Below are 16359 nucleotides of genomic sequence, written 5' to 3' on the forward strand. Positions count from 1 at the left end.
GACGTAAACGCTGCACGTTATGATATTTCCGCCATTTATAGTAGCCAGCCTTAGAAACCTCCGCGATTTGAAGCAACCATCGGAGTGGATAGGCTTGGCGTAATGAATCGATAAGAGAAAATCGTTCTTTCTTTAGGACCATTCCTTCCCGTGTAGATTTGGATTGCGCTTTTTTAAATACTCAACCTGTGCCTTCAAATAAGCATTTTCTTCTTCTAGACTATTAAAATTCTTTCGATTCCAGACACCACGTTGATCATCAAAGGACTCCCCTTGTTGCGCACGTTTTACCCACTCAATAATCTGGGCATCGCTCTTCACACCGAGTTGTTCACGAATTTCTCGCAATGATTTTCTCTCTTCTAATCGAAGACGAACTGCTTCTCGCTTTAGTTCTTCTGTATATTTTTGAAATGATTGTCCTTTTCTTGCCATAAAAAAATCCCCTCCAGATAAAACAGTATTGAGTCCATCATATCAGATGGACTCTTTTTTTACTGTCTACCTATAGGGGATAATACCAGTAAATGCTCTCTTTTCTTATGCTTTGTGAGTTCGTTCATCATAGTATATGTTTTCAGTTATAGATGGTTAATAAACGATAAAAATTTAAAACTTTTTCGTTTAGGCAGGGATTTTATATTTGAGTAAACAAATATACTATGAAGTATTTTTTATACGAATACTGGAGGAGTATAAAATGAGTTTAGCAAGTTACATAGGCTGTAATATAGAAATTCCGTTAACGGATCCGGATTCTAATAATCTAATTGTTTTTGGACCGTGTTTTTCAGATGAAAGTATGCTTGAAATTGTACAAGATTATCAATTCCAAACAAATTACACGTATGAGGTTTCAACTAGTTGGGGAATTGAACTTGTCGAGTGGCAAAATGTAAAGGAAAAAAAGAAGCGAAAGAAAAACTTTTAACTTTATGCAAGATTATGGAAGGTTATTTGGAAGATGGAGACTATTTCGAATTATGTAGTTGTTGGGTTGGTGATGAAGATAAGGAACGAGTAGGGGAATTGAACTTAAAAATAAATCATTTTAATATAGATGAATTATGTATTCCAGAAAGAACATTAGTTAGGATAGAAAAATAAGCTTTGAAATATTTTTTAGAAAAAGGCGATTTCACTTTGGGTGAAGTCGCCTTTTAGTTGTTATATGCATGTTATATAAGAAATGAGAAGTTTATTTGATAAAGGAAAAAAGTATGGAGATAAATAAAATTATGTTTTTTGTTAAGAAATAATAAGTATGGCTCTTCTCAAAAGAACGTAAGTTCGTGTATAATAAGAACAAATGTTCTTTTAAGAGGTAACCTAATTATAGTTTAGAAGTAAATCCGAGTTTAGTGAGTATTAAAAATAACTAAGGGATAGTATGGCTAAATAAATGTATAAATGATCAAGGAGATAAAAAATGAACGATGTAAAGATACAAAAAGAAGAAAGAGAGTGGGTTCCGTTTACAGTAATGTCCGAACAACTTTTAAATATGAGAAAGATTATTGGAGAGAAATTAAAAGTACAAAAACCGCTTTTAACAAATGAAGCAAAAGAGAGAATTTCTGATAAATTATTAACGTCATTATTGTCTGAGAAAGAAATATTGGTAACATATTTTGAAGATGGTTACATACTAACAAGCTACATGACTGTTGTACATATCAATCCGGTAAAACAAATTGTAATTTGTACAGACGCCTTTTATAAAACTTACGTATTTAACGCTATGGATATTATTGAAATAACGTAAAAGAAGCTGAATATTAAATGGCAGCTTCTTTTATTTCTGATTTATGAGACAAATAATACAAGAAAAAGCAGCTAGCTTCGTGCTAGCTGCTGAGCCCCAGGGAAAGGGAGAAAAAGATAGGGTACTCCAAAATCAACAAGAGCTGTCAAACAGCCTGATTATAGTATAGACAAATTAAAATTTTCTATACAGAAAGTTGAACATAAGATTAGGCTGTACCCACTTGGTTTTGATCTGCAAGGTCAGAATCAAATGTATTGGTCGCGCTAACACCGCTAAAAGTATTAACAACAAAACCAACGTTTGATGCGCCGGAACCATTATAAGCTTTCGTATTTTCTTTCGGAGATACGTTGTAGAAATCACCTAAGTTAAATGATCCATTGCTATTTTGTACAACTAAATTTCCTACAACTGAGGGCATAATTTTCACCTGCTTTATAATAAGTTGTTAACATTACTATATGGAGTTATAGTCCAGATGGTTCATACAATAAAAATTGTGGAATAGTAAAACGTTTGGAGCGTGGATTTCAATAAAAGTGTGTTAAAATTAATATAATAAAGTTGAGTAATTTTTTTTAAAAATTTTGTATAATTGATATATATGAAAATAAAGGAGGCAAAATGTAATGAAAGATATTATGAAAAAAGTTGATTTAACAGATGCCAAATCAAGTAATCTTGTTGCATTAATTTATAGTAATGAAGTTATATTAGTTGAAGACGCATTTTGTCCAAATGAAATAAAATTAAAGTTTAATGAAATTGCAATTTTATCTGCAATTAAAACAGCTCATATTGCGAAAGTGTCTATTAGGAAAGAACTTGAAGCGCTTTTTCATGACACGGGTGTTATATTAGTGAAACAAAATGTTGATTATGGCAGTAGCCAATCTATTACCATGCATTTTGAGCAATTTAAAAAATTGCAAGATGAGATTGAACATTTAAATAAAAGTATGTAATAAAGCAGCTAAATAAAGGTTCTATCATAAAGGTGGAATGTGTTGTGTTGAAAAAGTGGTTTAAAAATTATTTGGGTGAATCGCATTGTAAACATAAATATATTTTTATTAAGAGGCAGGATAATGAGGATTTTAAAAAAGGATTTACCAGTGTGAGAAATGTGAAAAAGAGAAGTTGAAATGTAAAAACAATAATGAAATAAACAATGAATTTTTAGATATATAGCAAAAAGTAACCATGATGGTTACTTTTTTTGCTTATGTATGCAATATCAAAACCATTACTAAAGTATGAGTTGAGTTGATACTATAGTAAATCGCTGAATAAAAATGAAGAGAGTAAGATATAGGGAAGGAGGATGAGAGAAATGAAGCGAAAAGAAATTAGTAAATCTGTAATTATTACAGGCGTGACACAAGGGTTAGGACGTGCGATGGTTGATCGATTTCATGAATTAGGGTGGAACATATATGGTTGTGGACGTTCAAAAAATAAAATTGAAGAACTAAAAAAACAGCACAGTAAAATACATGATTTCCAAGTAATTGATGTTTCAGATTCTCAGCAAGTTAATAACTGGGCAAATTATATACTTAATAGACATACGGCTCCCGATCTGATAATAAATAATGCATCGATTGTAAATCAAAATGCACAACTTTGGAAAATTACGGCTCAAGAATTCGAAAATGTAATGAATGTAAACGTGAATGGTGTAGTAAATGTAATAAGAGCGTTTGTTCCCGCAATGGTATCTAGGAAAGAAGGAATTATCATTAATATGAGTTCTAGTTGGGGGAGAGAAGGTGAAGCTGAGCTTGCGCCATATTGTGCCTCGAAATTTGCAATTGAAGGTATCACTAAATCTATGGCCCTGGAATTACCCCATGGCATGGCTGTAGTTGCTTTAGATCCTGGAGGGAGTATTAGTACTCCAATGCTGAAGTCATGTGCGCCACAATATATAAATGAATCGCCTACACCTGAAACTTGGTCACATAAAGCAATTGAATATATATTGAATATAACAATAGATAAAAATGGAGATTCATTGACATGCCCAGCATGCATATAAAAAGCACATTATATCATTCACAAAATTACATCTGAAAAATAAAATAAAAGATTAAGGGTGAGATTTGTTTGTTTTGAAAGCTTTAGAAAATATTTGAATAGGTGATAAAAATGAATCCAAGCAGTTTAAAAGTGACAGGGGCATGGTTTCAAGTAGGGGGGAATCTTACAGCTGCTATTGGAACGACAAGAGGATTTATTGGAGAAGAGAAAGTTGAATCGGAACTTGTTATTGTAGGAAGCTCATTACAAGCCCTCGGGTATATATTACAAATCATTGCGAGCAATTATGATGATGGGGAAGAAAAAAGAGAGAATCAAAGTAAATTACTTGATCAAATAGGAATTGAGTTATTAGCATTAGGAAATATATCAAATGTAATAGGAATATATTTTAATATAAATGAACAATTGAAAGAAAATGATTATCTTATCATTACAGGGAACAGTTTACAATCGATTGGTGCTTTTCTAGGAGTAGAAGCAGCTTTGGTGGATATAAATGTATTACAGAAAATTATTATACTGGGTAACTCCATGCAAAGTTTAGGAGCTGGATTACAAGCGTATCAAGGTGTTTTAAATGTATTGAAAGATGAGAAAGAAAATAAAGATAGTATTTTTGATAAGAAGGATGAGAGAATCATTGCACTCATTGGTATTTGGATACAAGCGACAGGAACGTTAATTTCCGCAATTGGAATAACTGCAATAGAGGAAGAAAATAGGCTAGAAAACAATGAAAAGTCTGAAATACTTATATAAATAGAAGGAGATACATTGATTTTAGAGGCAGGTTAAGATTAAAATGGTAGTAGGTTTTTTTGCGTATATTTTGAAAAGTGATATATAAAATACAAAATAAGGAGTTTTCAAGGGATGATGTATTTATTAGCAATTTTTCTTCCACCTGTTGCTGTATTATTTTGTGGAAAACCAATTCAGGCAATCATAAATTTCATATTAACATTAATATTTTGGGTTCCAGGGGTTATACATGCAATTCTTGTAGTGCATGATAAAAAAGCTGATCGGCGTTTGAAAAAACAAATTCAAGCATATGATGAAATTAATAAGAGGAATCGAAGATAATTCATCTGCAAAATGTTTTTAAAAGAAAGGAGGATTAACCTCCTTTCTTTTTTAGTGGGTGTTAAGTTTAAATTTTTGTGTGGCGGAAAGAATTTTTAATGTAAGTATTATGATAATAACTTTTAGATTGTGCATGTAATAGGCCAGTATAAATGCTTTCTGGTACATTAAAGAAATCATACATACCATTCTTTAATTGGATTCGCAAAATCATAGAAAAAGGATTATAACCAACAGCAACTATATTTTTTGAGGTAACCGGAGATAGCTTCATTATTATGCAACTCCTTATTTTTCATTTTTAATAATTCTTTGTAGGAAACGGTATTGTGGTGTTGAAATCTTTATAATTAAAGAGGTATTATACTTATATGCAATATATTAAATATTTGTTATACGTAATTATAAGGAAGTTCACACGAAGTACATATCGTTGTGCTATTTTTATTTCACCTTTGATTTATAAATAAGAAAATATTGACCATTTGAAAAAAAGGTATATTATTTATACGAGGTATTAAAAATTCACTTTTTACATTCTATGCTTAGAGGGGCAGCGTTATTAGGAAAAATAGAAGTGAAAATAGTTTGTATAAGAAGTATTCTAAAATTTATAATCTGTGAATTAGGAAAATATTGAATGCTCCAGGTCAATATACTTTCTTAATCAAATTCATTTTAGAAGGTGACCTCAATATTTTTAAGTAAATCAACGGGAGAATTGAAAGGCAGGAGAAAGTAACATGTCAGAAAATTATCGTTCTCGAGAGGAACGACGACAAGTTAAAAAGAAAAAACAGCCAGCTTCTAAAACACAAAAACCAAAAGGTAAAACATCATTCTTTCGCAAGTTTTTAATTACTTGTTTATTACTTGGTATTGTTGGTTTAGTGGCGGGGGTTGCTACCTTTTTCGTAATGATTAAGGACGCACCAAAACTGGAAAAAGCAAAACTTGTTAATCCGTTATCCTCAAAAATTTATGATAAAAACGGGGATTTGGTATATGAATATGGAAAAGAAAAAAGGACGAATGTTACGTATGATCAAATACCTAAATTAGTAGAAAATGCATTTTTAGCGACAGAAGATTCACGTTTTTATGAGCATAGCGGAGTAGACTTTAAAGGTACTGCCCGTGCTGTTTTAGTGAGTCTTAAAGGAGATTATGGCTCTCAAGGTGGAAGTACGATAACGCAGCAAGTTATTAAAAACTACTTCTTATCAATGGATAAAACACCAAAGCGTAAGGCGCAAGAAATATATCTAGCTTATAAACTAGAACAACAGTATTCAAAACATGAAATATTAGAGATGTACTTAAATAAAATTAACTTAGGTAATCGTTCATATGGTATCGCAACAGCAGCACAAAACTACTATGGTAAAGAATTGAAGGACTTAACATTACCAGAAGTTGCGATGCTTGCAGGTTTACCGAAAGCACCGAATAACTATGATCCAACGAAAAAAGAAAATGTTCAAAAAGCAACAGAAAGAAGAAATGTTGTTCTAAGTTTAATGAACAGACATGGATATATAACAAAACAGGAAATGGAAGAAGCATCAAAAGTTGACGTAGAAAAGGGGCTTAAGCCTGCAGCTCAACTACAAACAATGCCATACCCTGCATTTATGGATGCAGTTGTGAAAGAAGTAGAAAAAGAATTACCAGATGCTAATATCGGTTCTGACGGTTTAGAAATTTATACAACGTTAGATCCGAAAGCACAGAAACTTGCTGATAATATTTTAAATAATAATATCATTGATTATCCGAACGATAAATTCCAAGGTGCATTCACATTTATGGATACGAAAACAGGAGAAGTTCGTGCTATAGGTAGTGGCCGTGGAGAAAATAAAGCTGTATTTAAAGGGCATAATATGGCAATTGAATTAGATCGTGCAGCTGGTTCAACGATGAAGCCGATTTTCGATTACGCTCCTGCAATTGAATATTTAAAATGGGCTACGTACCATCAAATTGATGACTCTCCATTTAAGTATTCAACGGGTCAAGAAGTTCGAAATGCAGATAGAAGTCATATGGGCCCTATTACAATGCGTGTAGCATTAGAAAAGTCACGAAATATCCCAGCAATTAAGACTGCGAAAGAAGTGGGAATTAATAAATCAAAAGACTTCTCTGAGAAATTAGGAATTACATTTAATGCAGCACCGACTGAATCAACAGCGATTGGTACAAATGAAGTATCACCAACTGAAATAGCGGGCGCTTATGCGGCATTTGGTAATGAGGGTAAATATACGAAACCGCATTTTGTTAAGAAAGTCGTTTATCCAGATGGTAAGTCACAAAGTTTTGGACAAAAACCAAAACAAGTTATGGCAGACTCTACAGCATATATGATTACAGATATGCTTCGTTCTGTAGTTACATCAGGTACTGGTACAGCTGCAAATATAGCATCTTTAGATGTAGCTGGTAAAACGGGTACGACAAACTACTCATCAAAACAATTAGCTCAATATAAAATTCCAGAAAGTGCAACTCGTGATAGTTGGTTTGCTGGATATACACCGCAATATACGATGGCAGTATGGACTGGGTATATGAAAGATGGCAAAGACGAGTATATTAGTAGTAAAAATACGAAAATTGCACAGTTGATTTTTAAAGAAATGATGAGTGAAATGGCTACAGATAAATCACGCTTTAAAATGCCAAGTAGCGTTATTCAAGAAGGTAGTGAGCTACGTATAAAAGGTGAAAAACGTGATTCATCGCCAAATACTAGCGTACCGGATACAACGGAGCAACCAAAACAAGATCAACAGCAAAAAACTGAAGAAGAGAAAAAGCAAGAAGAATTAAAGAAACAAGAAGAACTGAAAAAACAAGAAGAACAAAAGAAACAAGAGGAACTTAAGAAGCAAGAAGAACAAAAGAAACTAGAAGAGCAAAAGAAACAAGAAGAAGAAAAGAAACAAAATGAACAAAATAACGGAAATGGTCAAGGAACGACACCTCCAGCGAATAACGGAGGAGGCCAAGGAACGACACCTCCAGCGAATAACGGAGGAGGCCAAGGAACGACACCTCCAGCAAATAACGGAGGAGGCCAAGGAACGACACCTCCAGCAAATAACGGAGGAGGTCAAGGAACGACACCTCCAGCGAATAATAATGGAGGTCAAGGAACTCCAACCCCACCTGCAACAGTACAACCAAATAATGGTGGAAATGCAGGAGAGGTTCCTGCCAATAATGGACAATAAGAAAAATTTATAGAAAAGTTTTCAAAAAGCACTTAAGATTTGTGGAAATTTACAATCTTAAGTGCTTTTTTCATTTTGCTACAGAAAATGTAATGTTAAGGGCTGGATAGAAGAAAAAGAGTGAATTAACGTAAAGAGAGAAAAGTCTACTTGCAAATGATGGTATGTGTTGGTTATCCTGCAAAGGGACTAACTATGATGAATCATATAAAGTATTAAATAAGTAAAAATTATATTCAAATCTTTAATAAATGTCTTTCTTTAACGGTTACTTTAGTTTGAAAAACAATTAAAAAGTCGAATTTCTTATTTAAGGAATTCGACTTTGTTATGTTAAAACTGGATTAAAGGTTCGCCTTATTAAAATGTAGGGGTAATACAGTGATAGCTATTAAATGTTAAACGTACCATGAAAATTTTGAAAAAAAATTGAAGGGAAATGATAAAAGACTTGAGTCGGAGGTAGTGGAGGATAACTATGGCTATGAATGGGAGTGCTACTGGGGTGTGTACCATGATGCCAAAATGATGGGGTAACTTGACCGGGAATTTGATATTGCTGCCAAGTTGCGGGAAGTTCAATTCCTACATCGGAGCTAGCTGTATGAACTGCAGGAACATGTATCCCAGGAGTCGAAGGAACTACGGCAGTTACTCTTAATAATACCCACATAAAATATTCACTCCTAAGTTGTGTTAATAAATTAGTATATTCTTTTCACACGTATAAAGGTACATATATAGGACTTTCGTTTAAAATATGCGTACAAAGTCTTAAGACTAATGTAAGCTGATGGTGGACTATTTAATATGAAAAGATACGTCTATTTGAGGAGGGAAAAGAGATAAAAAAAATATACAATGAGGGTGTTAATCGTAATATTTTACGAGTGTATGGAGGTATTTTTATGGAACGATTATGGACGAAATCATTTATTCAAATGACTTTCGCAATGTTATTTTTATTTACAGGATTTTATTTACTTGTTCCAACGCTCCCGCTCTTTATTAAAGAGATAGGCGGCAATGAATCGCAAGTTGGACTTATGATGGGGATGTTTACAATAGCTGCTGTTGTAATACGACCGATTATTGGAGGAATGTTAGATCAATATGGTAGAAGATCCTTTATTATTTTCGGACTCATCTTTTTTGGCTTAACGATGTACTCCTATAATATAGCATCGACTATTGTCCTTTTAGTTGTTTTACGTGTTATTCACGGAGTAACATGGGCTGTTTCTACAACAGCTGTTGGAACAGCAATAACGGATATTATTCCAGATTCACGCCGCGGTGAAGGTATGGGTTGGTATGGGATGGCGATGACAATTGCAATGGCGATTGGACCTATGATTGGATTATGGGTTGTGCAAAATTATTCATTTGATGGTCTATTTTTATTAGCGACGTTGTTATCTTTTATGGCAGTTGTATTATCATTAATAACGAAGATCCCATTTACGCCACAAAAAGAAAAAGGGAAAATTCAGCTATTTGAGAAATCCGTATTAACAATCACGATTGTAGTATTCTTTTTATCGTTTGCATATGGAGGAATAACAACCTTTTTACCGTTATTTGCATCATCAATTCATGTAAACCCGGGAACTTTCTTTCTTGTATATGCAATTGCATTAACAATTGTAAGACCAATTTCAGGGAAACTATTAGATAAGTATGGAGAAGTATTCATCATACTTCCAGCATTATGTATTACTATTTTAGCTATAGTTGTTTTAACTATCTCAAATGGTTTGATAGGTGTAATTATCGCAGCAACATTATACGGTATTGGATTTGGTTCAGCGCAGCCAGCTTTGCAAGCGGCAATGCTTACAATTGTCGATCCGAGTAAAAGAGGAGTTGCAAATGCTTCATTTTTTACAGCGTTTGATTTAGGAATCGGGTTAGGTGCTATTTTACTTGGAGTTGTTTCACAAATGTTTGGTTATCGTATTTTATTTTCAGGGAGTGCAATTTCAGCATTGATAGCCTTAATTATTTTCGTCTTCTTTGTAAAACAACGATTAGGAAAAAAAGAGTTTGCGTAAACTGGAGGAATAAAGATGAGAATTTCAATTGATCGTAAAGCTCTGCAATGGTTCCAGGAAGAATTACGTATAAAGCACGGTGAATCTGTACGTTTTACTGTAAGGTACGGAGGGGATAGTTCAATTCAGCCCGGATATTCTTTAGGGGTTGTTGCTGAGAAACCCGATGGCGAAATAGTGTCAGTTGAGAAGGAAGGTATTATATTTTTTGTAGATTCTGATGATCTTTGGTATTTTCAAAACTATGATTTATTTGTAAGTTATCATGAGGAAATGGAAGAAATTCAATTTAATTATGTAAAATAATAACTTTATTAAAAATGAATAAGTTTTATATAAAAATTATATTTAAGAGATAGTGAAATAAATATCATATAGTAACGAGCTGTATTTATGTACAGCTCGTTTTTTCTATTTCTCAAATAAAATTAGAATAATTGTATATTTGGCGGTGTTATATGAAAAATCTTTATATCTTGTTTTTGAAAATACGCAAAGAAGTCTATCCTTTCTTTATAAAATATAAGAATTATTTTCAAAAAATTGTATTGTTACAGTAAGAAAAGTGTAGGAAACTTATCATTATAAAATAAATTGAAATCTTCTAAAAACTCTGATACATTGAAATAGAAATGTAGTTTCACAATATTGTAAAGGCTTACAGTTATGTGCACGAAGATCTATTAGGATTGGAGGAAATAATGATGAAAGCTGAAGAGAAATTTTCCCCGGGATTAGATGGTATAGTGGCAGCGGAGACGAAAATCTCGTTTCTTGACACAGTAAAAGGTGAAATTGTAATTCAAGGGTATGACTTAATCGAACTCTCAAAAACAAAAGAGTATTTAGACATTGTGCACCTTTTATTGGAGGAACACCTACCGAATGAAGATGAAAAAGTAACACTTGAAAAGAAATTAAAAGAAGAATATGCAGTACCAGAAGGTGTATTCAACGTACTAAAGGCATTGCCTAAAGAGACGCATCCCATGGATGGATTACGTACAGGTGTGTCAGCGTTAGCTGGTTACGATAATGATATCGAAAACCGCTCGTTAGAAGTGAATAAAAGCCGAGGGTACAAGCTGTTAAGTAAAGTGCCAAACATTGTAGCGAATAGCTATCATATTTTAAATAATGAGGAGCCAATTGAACCTCTTAAAGAATTATCTTATAGTGCGAATTTCTTCTATATGTTAACTGGTAAAAAACCAACTGAACTTGAGGAAAAGATCTTTGATCGTTCCCTTGTTTTATATAGTGAGCATGAAATGCCAAACTCTACATTTACAGCTCGCGTTATTGCATCAACACAATCAGATTTATACGGTGCTTTAACAGGTGCAGTTGCATCTTTAAAAGGAAGTTTACATGGCGGTGCAAATGAAGCGGTTATGTACATGCTTTTAGAAGCTGGTAATGTTGAGAAATTTGAAGAGTTATTACAGAAGAAACTATATAACAAAGAAAAAATTATGGGCTTTGGACACCGTGTTTATATGAAGAAGATGGATCCAAGAGCACTTATGATGAAGGAAGCTTTAAAACAGTTATGTGATGTAAAAGGTGATTATACACTATATGAAATGTGTGAAGCTGGAGAAAAGATTATGGAAAAAGAAAAAGGAATTTATCCAAATCTTGATTATTATGCAGCTCCAGTATATTGGATGTTAGGTATTCCAATTCAACTTTACACACCAATCTTCTTTAGCTCTAGAACAGTGGGGTTATGTGCGCACGTTATTGAGCAACATGCAAATAATCGTTTGTTCCGTCCTCGTGTAAATTATATTGGCGAGCGACATGTACTTAGTAAATAAGAACAACTGGGGAGTTGTTAGCGCCGCCCGCCAGATGGGTGTTTGACCGACACCCATCATTAATAATAACGAATTTTCGACAGAAAGGGAAGAATAGCATGATTAAAACAAATGAAATTAAGCAAAAAGATGCATTATTAGAAGAGATTACCGATTATGTATTAAATAAAGAGGTTACTAGTGCAGAAGCATTCAGTACAGCTCGTTACGTATTACTTGATACACTTGGATGTGGAATTTTAGCACTGCAATATCCAGAATGTACGAAATTACTAGGACCAGTTGTGCCAGGAACAATCGTGCCAAATGGTACACGTGTACCAGGTACGTCTTATGTACTAGATCCAGTAAAAGGTGCATTTAATATCGGATGTATGATCCGTTGGTTAGACTATAACGATACTTGGCTTGCAGCAGAGTGGGGACATCCATCTGATAACCTAGGCGGAATTTTAGCAGTTGCAGATTATATTAGCCGTGTTCGTATTTCAGAAGGAAAAGAAGCTTTAAAAGTACGTGAAGTATTAGAAATGATGATTAAAGCACATGAAATTCAAGGCGTGCTTGCTTTAGAAAACAGCTTAAACAGAGTTGGTCTTGACCATGTATTATATGTAAAAGTAGCAACAACTGCAGTAGTTGCGAAAATGCTTGGCGGAACACGTGAAGAAATCTTTAATGCATTATCACATGCGTGGATTGATAATTCTAGTCTTCGTACATATCGTCATGCTCCAAATACGGGCTCACGTAAATCATGGGCTGCAGGCGACGCAACGAGCCGCGGTGTTCATCTTGCAATGACTGCTCTAAAAGGTGAAATGGGTTATCCAACAGCATTATCTGCGCCAGGATGGGGATTCCAAGATGTATTATTCAATAAACAAGAATTAAAATTAGCAAGACCACTAGAGTCATATGTAATGGAAAATGTATTATTTAAAGTGTCATATCCAGCAGAATTCCATGCACAAACGGCTGCAGAATGTGCAGTGAAGTTGCATCCGGAAATTAAAGAGAGATTAGATGAAATTGACCGTATTACAATTACAACTCATGAATCAGCAATTCGTATTATTGATAAAGAAGGTCCATTAAATAACCCAGCTGATCGTGATCATTGTTTACAATACATTACGGCAATTGGTTTATTAAAAGGAGATATCGTTGCAGACGATTATGAAGATGCAGTAGCAAACGATCCACGTGTAGATGAATTACGTAATAAGATGGTTGTTGTTGAAAACAAACAGTACAGTTTAGATTACCTTGACCCGAACAAGCGCTCAATCGCCAACGCTGTTCAAGTTCACTTTAAAGATGGCACAGTAACAGAAAATGTGGAATGTGAATATCCACTTGGTCACCGCTTCCGTAGAGACGAAGCAATTCCAAAAGTTGTTCAAAAATTCACTGCAAATATGGCAGGTCATTATTCTAGTAAGCAACAAGAACAAATTCATGAAGTTTGTTTAAATGAAGAAAAACTAGAAAATATGAATGTAAACGAATTTGTAGATCTATTCTTAATTTAATAATAGGGGGGAATTTAGAATGGCTTGGGTTGTGAAAAAGCAGTCAACACAAGAGGAGCTTGCGAATCGATTCCGAGCTTTAGTAGAAGCAAATGAAATTTTGCAAATTCCAGGTGCTCATGATGCAATGGCAGCTCTTGTTGCGAAAAATACAGGTTTTTCAGCTCTTTATTTATCAGGAGCTGCTTATACTGCAAGTAAAGGCTTACCAGATTTAGGTATCGTGACGTCTACTGAAGTGGCTGAGAGAGCAAGAGATTTAGTAAGAGCTACAGACTTACCTGTTCTTGTTGACATTGATACAGGATTTGGTGGTGTACTAAATGTGGCGAGAACAGCTGTAGAAATGGTGGAAGCGAAAGTAGCAGCTGTCCAAATTGAAGATCAGCAATTACCAAAAAAATGTGGACATTTAAATGGTAAGAAACTTGTTACTACAGAAGAATTGGTTCAAAAAATTAAAGCGATTAAAGAAGTTGCACCGAGCTTATACATTGTAGCACGTACTGATGCTCGTGGCGTTGAAGGATTAGATGAAGCAATTGAAAGAGCAAATGCATATGTAAAAGCAGGTGCAGACGCAATTTTCCCTGAAGCGCTTCAATCAGAGGAAGAATTCCGTCTATTTAATAGTAAGGTAAATGCACCTTTGCTTGCGAATATGACTGAATTCGGAAAAACTCCATATTATAGTGCAGAGGAATTTGCGAATATGGGTTTCCAAATGGTTATTTATCCTGTAACTTCACTTCGCGTTGCAGCGAAAGCGTATGAAAATGTGTTTGCTTTAATTAAAGAAACAGGTTCTCAAAAAGATGCACTTTCTAATATGCAAACGAGAAGTGAATTATACGAAACAATTTCATATCATGACTTTGAAGAGTTAGATACTGGTATTGCAAAAACAGTATTATCAGAAGATCAATAGATAAAGCAGCGAAGGCGATGAAAATACATCTTTGGCAAAATAAAATGCTTGATGTGAAAAATCATCGCCTTCTATTTTCAAAAAAGATATTCCACTCATCGTAGACGAGCATAAGCAAAAAGCTATGAAAGCCGAATGATAGGGGGATACATATGGAGAAAACGAAGTTACCATGGGATGAATTTTTTTCACTTAATAAAGATATAAATCATACTTACTTTACACTAGAAGATTTTTCAGGTGATGAAGATTTAATCGCAAAAACGACAGAACAATTCGTTAAACAAGAAATTGTTCCACAAATGGAGAATATTGAACAACATAACTATAAAGTTTCTCGTCAATTATTTGAGAAAGCTGGGGAACTTGGATTATTAGGCATTGAGGTACCAGAAGATTATGGCGGGTTCGAGTTAGGAAAGGCTGTCTCAGGTCTTGTAGCAGAGAAAATGGGTTACGCTGGTGCGTTTAGCGTTTCTTTTAATATACACGCTGGTGTCGGTACATTGCCTTACATATATTATGGAACGAAAGAGCAAAAAGAAAAATATTTACCGAAAATCGCATCGGGAGAATGGATTGGGGCTTATGCTTTAACAGAGCCAAATGCTGGTTCGGATGCATTAAGTGCAAAAACAAGCGCCGTATTGAATGAAGAGGGAACAGCTTGGAAGTTAAATGGTGAGAAGCAATGGATTACAAATGCTCATATGGCAGATGTATACGTTGTTTTTGCGAAGACAAATAAAGGAATGACAGCGTTTATTGTCGAAAGAACATGTGAAGGTGTATCTATTGGATTAGAAGAAAAGAAAATGGGGATTAAAGGTTCTTCAACAGCGACTCTTATTTTAGAAGATGTTGTCATCCCTGCTGATAATGTTTTAGGGGAAGTTGGGAAAGGGCATCACGTAGCCCTTAATATTCTTAACTTTGCTAGACTTAAACTTGCTTTTGGAAATATTGGAACAGCAAAACAAGCAATTGGTTTGTCGGTTCAATATGGAAAAGAGCGAAAACAGTTCCAAACGGAATTAGTAGACTTTACGATGATTCAAGAGAAAATTGCAAATATGATCATTGCTACATATGGAGCCGAAAGTGCAGCTTATCGTACAGCAGGTGTAATCGATGAAGCAATTCATGAGAGCGATGAAGATCTTATGAAGAAAATGTCCCAATTTGCAATTGAATGTGCACTGAATAAAGTAAATGCTTCTGAAACACTTGCTTATATCGTAGATGAAGCTGTACAAATTCATGGTGGTTACGGTTATATGCAAGAGTATGAGGTAGAACGATTATATCGTGATGCAAGAATTAGTCGTATTTTTGAAGGAACGAACGAAATTAATAGATTAACAGTTGCTAAAATGTTATTGAAACAAATCGAACAATTAGAAGACACTGAAGTAGAAAGTAATGTAGCAAATGTAGAAAGAAACCATCGTTACATTTTATTAGCGAAAAAATTGTTGAAACAATCTTTGAAAACGCTCTCTAAAACTCCAGGCCTAAAAATTGACCAAGAACAAGAATATTCACGTGTAATTTCAAATATGTTGACGGACGTGTACGTCATGGAATCAGCGTTTTTACGTACGAGAAAAGCGGTACGTAAAAATGGAGAGGAAAAAGAACGTACGAAGCAACTAATAACGGATGTTATTTGTGAAGAAGGATACCGTAAAGTAGAAGAAGCGGCGATCTCTGTACTTTCAGCGGCTGTTACAGAAGAACAAGATAGACATGTGATTTTAGCTGAAATCCGTCAATTATTAGTGCCTTTATACACGAACGTATTTACGAAGAAGAGAGAAATTGCGAAAGCTATTATAAATCGCGGGAAATATATTGTGTAAATAGGAGGAAAGCGA

At 34.2% G+C, this 16359-nt stretch carries 16 protein-coding genes and 2 pseudogenes; 14 read left to right on the forward strand and 4 right to left on the reverse strand.

Annotation, left to right across the window (positions count from 1 at the left end):
* A pseudogene (locus BAQ53_RS10845) lies at positions 1-435 on the reverse strand (transposase); the annotation flags it as partial.
* A 265-nt stretch (positions 436-700) separates the two neighbouring features.
* Between BAQ53_RS10845 and BAQ53_RS26610 the strand changes: the two are divergent.
* Both BAQ53_RS26610 and BAQ53_RS10855 read left to right on the forward strand, forming a co-directional pair.
* Positions 701-931, forward strand: coding sequence for a KH domain-containing protein (locus tag BAQ53_RS26610; protein WP_000050497.1), 231 nt, complete (start codon positions 701-703; stop codon positions 929-931).
* A gap of 498 nt (positions 932-1429) precedes the next feature.
* Positions 1430-1765: a YolD-like family protein gene (locus BAQ53_RS10855; protein WP_001999741.1), complete on the forward strand. Its 336-nt coding sequence runs from the start codon at positions 1430-1432 to the stop codon at positions 1763-1765.
* 208 nt (positions 1766-1973) lie between these two features.
* Here the strand turns inward: BAQ53_RS10855 and gerPF are convergent, their stop codons facing one another.
* The gene (gerPF, locus tag BAQ53_RS10860; RefSeq protein WP_001141569.1) at positions 1974-2189 is read right to left on the reverse strand and encodes a spore germination protein GerPF; all 216 of its coding nucleotides are present in this window, start codon (positions 2187-2189) and stop codon (positions 1974-1976) included.
* A gap of 208 nt (positions 2190-2397) precedes the next feature.
* Here gerPF and BAQ53_RS10865 point away from each other — a divergent pair, with 208 nt between their 5' ends.
* The 5 genes and pseudogenes from BAQ53_RS10865 (at position 2398) to BAQ53_RS10885 (ending at position 4900) form a co-directional block, all read left to right on the forward strand.
* The gene (locus tag BAQ53_RS10865; RefSeq protein ID WP_000651907.1) at positions 2398-2733 is read left to right on the forward strand and encodes a hypothetical protein; all 336 of its coding nucleotides are present in this window, start codon (positions 2398-2400) and stop codon (positions 2731-2733) included.
* A gap of 44 nt (positions 2734-2777) precedes the next feature.
* Positions 2778-2959: pseudogene (locus BAQ53_RS10870) on the forward strand (hypothetical protein).
* Positions 2960-3101: 142 nt separating this feature from the next.
* Positions 3102-3809 carry an SDR family oxidoreductase gene (locus BAQ53_RS10875; protein WP_000823067.1) on the forward strand — a complete coding sequence of 236 codons (708 nt, stop codon included), beginning with the start codon at positions 3102-3104 and terminating at the stop codon, positions 3807-3809.
* Between the two features lie 110 nt (positions 3810-3919).
* Positions 3920-4573 (forward strand): DUF6944 family repetitive protein, encoded by a 654-nt coding sequence (locus BAQ53_RS10880; RefSeq protein ID WP_001070042.1) that lies wholly within the window; start codon positions 3920-3922, stop codon positions 4571-4573.
* Between the two features lie 114 nt (positions 4574-4687).
* A complete protein-coding gene (locus BAQ53_RS10885; RefSeq protein ID WP_000990219.1) occupies positions 4688-4900 on the forward strand; it encodes a YqaE/Pmp3 family membrane protein in 213 nt (70 codons plus the stop codon).
* Positions 4901-4967: 67 nt separating this feature from the next.
* Here the strand turns inward: BAQ53_RS10885 and BAQ53_RS10890 are convergent, their stop codons facing one another.
* The gene (locus BAQ53_RS10890; RefSeq protein WP_000777844.1) at positions 4968-5174 is read right to left on the reverse strand and encodes a KTSC domain-containing protein; all 207 of its coding nucleotides are present in this window, start codon (positions 5172-5174) and stop codon (positions 4968-4970) included.
* A gap of 469 nt (positions 5175-5643) precedes the next feature.
* Between BAQ53_RS10890 and BAQ53_RS10895 the strand changes: the two genes are divergently transcribed.
* The gene (locus BAQ53_RS10895) at positions 5644-8142 is read left to right on the forward strand and encodes a transglycosylase domain-containing protein (protein ID WP_001293948.1); all 2499 of its coding nucleotides are present in this window, start codon (positions 5644-5646) and stop codon (positions 8140-8142) included.
* A 391-nt stretch (positions 8143-8533) separates the two neighbouring features.
* On the opposite strand, the gene BAQ53_RS10900 is transcribed toward BAQ53_RS10895, so the two are convergent.
* Positions 8534-8815 (reverse strand): hypothetical protein, encoded by a 282-nt coding sequence (locus BAQ53_RS10900; RefSeq protein WP_000270088.1) that lies wholly within the window; start codon positions 8813-8815, stop codon positions 8534-8536.
* Positions 8816-9050: 235 nt separating this feature from the next.
* On the opposite strand from BAQ53_RS10900, the gene BAQ53_RS10905 reads away from it, so the two are divergent.
* The 6 genes from BAQ53_RS10905 (at position 9051) to BAQ53_RS10930 (ending at position 16344) form a co-directional block, all read left to right on the forward strand.
* Complete coding sequence (locus BAQ53_RS10905) at positions 9051-10196, forward strand: MFS transporter (RefSeq protein WP_000440667.1); 1146 nt, start codon at positions 9051-9053, stop codon at positions 10194-10196.
* A 15-nt stretch (positions 10197-10211) separates the two neighbouring features.
* Positions 10212-10502, forward strand: a complete 291-nt coding sequence (locus BAQ53_RS10910) for a HesB/YadR/YfhF family protein (RefSeq protein ID WP_001222842.1) — start codon at positions 10212-10214, stop codon at positions 10500-10502.
* A gap of 395 nt (positions 10503-10897) precedes the next feature.
* Entirely contained in the window at positions 10898-12019 is a 1122-nt protein-coding gene (mmgD, locus tag BAQ53_RS10915; RefSeq protein WP_002041090.1) for a citrate synthase, read from the forward strand.
* 98 nt (positions 12020-12117) lie between these two features.
* Complete coding sequence (prpD, locus tag BAQ53_RS10920; RefSeq protein ID WP_000598123.1) at positions 12118-13554, forward strand: 2-methylcitrate dehydratase; 1437 nt, start codon at positions 12118-12120, stop codon at positions 13552-13554.
* A gap of 19 nt (positions 13555-13573) precedes the next feature.
* Entirely contained in the window at positions 13574-14482 is a 909-nt protein-coding gene (gene prpB / locus BAQ53_RS10925) for a methylisocitrate lyase (RefSeq protein ID WP_000312639.1), read from the forward strand.
* A 152-nt stretch (positions 14483-14634) separates the two neighbouring features.
* Positions 14635-16344 (forward strand): acyl-CoA dehydrogenase FadE, encoded by a 1710-nt coding sequence (locus BAQ53_RS10930; RefSeq protein ID WP_208906839.1) that lies wholly within the window; start codon positions 14635-14637, stop codon positions 16342-16344.
* Positions 16345-16359 lie beyond the last annotated feature (15 nt).

Origin of the sequence: Bacillus sp. B25(2016b) (assembly GCF_001679765.1) — a bacterium.
Lineage (GTDB): Bacteria > Bacillota > Bacilli > Bacillales > Bacillaceae_G > Bacillus_A > Bacillus_A thuringiensis_K.

Excerpts from the sequence above, each read along its gene's own strand:
- BAQ53_RS26610 (WP_000050497.1), top strand. The coding sequence starts at position 701 with ATGAGTTTAGCAAGTTACATAGGCTGTAATATAGAAATTCCGTTAACG.
- BAQ53_RS10855 (WP_001999741.1), top strand. The coding sequence starts at position 1,430 with ATGAACGATGTAAAGATACAAAAAGAAGAAAGAGAGTGGGTTCCGTTT.
- gerPF (WP_001141569.1), bottom strand. The coding sequence starts at position 2,189 with ATGCCCTCAGTTGTAGGAAATTTAGTTGTACAAAATAGCAATGGATCA.
- BAQ53_RS10865 (WP_000651907.1), top strand. The coding sequence starts at position 2,398 with ATGAAAGATATTATGAAAAAAGTTGATTTAACAGATGCCAAATCAAGT.
- BAQ53_RS10875 (WP_000823067.1), top strand. The coding sequence starts at position 3,102 with ATGAAGCGAAAAGAAATTAGTAAATCTGTAATTATTACAGGCGTGACA.
- BAQ53_RS10880 (WP_001070042.1), top strand. The coding sequence starts at position 3,920 with ATGAATCCAAGCAGTTTAAAAGTGACAGGGGCATGGTTTCAAGTAGGG.
- BAQ53_RS10885 (WP_000990219.1), top strand. The coding sequence starts at position 4,688 with ATGATGTATTTATTAGCAATTTTTCTTCCACCTGTTGCTGTATTATTT.
- BAQ53_RS10890 (WP_000777844.1), bottom strand. The coding sequence starts at position 5,174 with ATGAAGCTATCTCCGGTTACCTCAAAAAATATAGTTGCTGTTGGTTAT.
- BAQ53_RS10895 (WP_001293948.1), top strand. The coding sequence starts at position 5,644 with ATGTCAGAAAATTATCGTTCTCGAGAGGAACGACGACAAGTTAAAAAG.
- BAQ53_RS10900 (WP_000270088.1), bottom strand. The coding sequence starts at position 8,815 with ATGTGGGTATTATTAAGAGTAACTGCCGTAGTTCCTTCGACTCCTGGG.
- BAQ53_RS10905 (WP_000440667.1), top strand. The coding sequence starts at position 9,051 with ATGGAACGATTATGGACGAAATCATTTATTCAAATGACTTTCGCAATG.
- BAQ53_RS10910 (WP_001222842.1), top strand. The coding sequence starts at position 10,212 with ATGAGAATTTCAATTGATCGTAAAGCTCTGCAATGGTTCCAGGAAGAA.
- mmgD (WP_002041090.1), top strand. The coding sequence starts at position 10,898 with ATGATGAAAGCTGAAGAGAAATTTTCCCCGGGATTAGATGGTATAGTG.
- prpD (WP_000598123.1), top strand. The coding sequence starts at position 12,118 with ATGATTAAAACAAATGAAATTAAGCAAAAAGATGCATTATTAGAAGAG.
- prpB (WP_000312639.1), top strand. The coding sequence starts at position 13,574 with ATGGCTTGGGTTGTGAAAAAGCAGTCAACACAAGAGGAGCTTGCGAAT.
- BAQ53_RS10930 (WP_208906839.1), top strand. The coding sequence starts at position 14,635 with ATGGAGAAAACGAAGTTACCATGGGATGAATTTTTTTCACTTAATAAA.